Origin of the sequence: Herbiconiux daphne (genome assembly GCF_024979295.1) — a bacterium.
Taxonomy (GTDB): domain Bacteria; phylum Actinomycetota; class Actinomycetes; order Actinomycetales; family Microbacteriaceae; genus Herbiconiux; species Herbiconiux daphnes.
On record NZ_JANLCJ010000212.1, the window covers coordinates 1 to 915 of the forward strand.

The following is a 915-nucleotide window of genomic DNA, read 5'->3' on the forward strand; positions in this document are numbered from 1 at the left end:
GTAGATGGTAAATCATATCATGTATATGGTTTTGAAACTCCAGAACATGCCGCATTAGCAAGAGATATATTAGCACATCTATTTTATAATGAATTTGCTAACTACAATCTACTTGATAAACCTTCTCTATCCCTCACATATCGTTAAGCCCCGCAATGGGGCTATAAATGTCTAAGGAAATGATACCATGACAGAAAAAGAAAAGTTTCTATTAAACTTTGATTTTAATATTGAAAGCCCCACATGCTTTTATCACGCTGGAACAAAGAAACCAGCAGGATATAAACAATATAAACATAATGGCGGTTATCAATGGGTGTTAACTCATGCGATGCCCCGCAAAGATGGAACGTTACGAAACGTAACACACACTTTAGCTAAAACTATTTACGAATTAACTACAGGTGATAGAGTTTTCACCTCTAGACAACAGCTAACTTATTTAGATGGTAATATGGATAACCTTAAACCAGATAATCTACGCAAGATTCGTAGGTCTGTTTTAATGTCAGCACTAGATAAACGCAGAGCTTATAGCGCTTTCCGTAATGTGAAAATTAAAAAGACAAATCCAGATTACTTTAAAGACCCGGCAGACTGGACAGACCCGGAAGCCGTAGCAGCGTTAAACGCTGAAAAAGAGAAGCGGTTAAAGGGTAAGAAGCCCCCTAGAGTGGGTAGCCCGCCTAGACCGTGGAACTACTAAACAGAGCACCAGAGCAGCTAAAGAGTATTCATTGTAACTAAGTGCAGCGGAAACCCCTTTGAGCGGCTTAGAGCACCCTGTTTACTCTTTATTTAACATCCTTGATAAGATGTAACTCTAATGGCGGGTAATTATTTTACCCATTTCAATAATTTATGATTATCGAATTAATAGCCGTTGGTGGGGTTAATCATTGGTGAGGCTAATAA

General features: G+C 38.4%; 1 protein-coding gene. It reads left to right on the top strand.

Annotated features, from left to right (window positions below; all coding sequences use genetic code 11):
• Positions 1-187 precede the first annotated feature (187 nt).
• Positions 188-706 carry a hypothetical protein gene (locus tag N1032_RS24165; RefSeq protein ID WP_259543018.1) on the top strand — a complete coding sequence of 173 codons (519 nt, stop codon included), beginning with the start codon at positions 188-190 and terminating at the stop codon, positions 704-706.
• The last annotated feature ends 209 nt before the right edge of the window (positions 707-915 follow it).

Bases quoted from the DNA above. Each gene is read 5' to 3' on its own strand.
- N1032_RS24165 (WP_259543018.1), top strand. From the start codon at position 188: ATGACAGAAAAAGAAAAGTTTCTATTAAACTTTGATTTTAATATTGAA.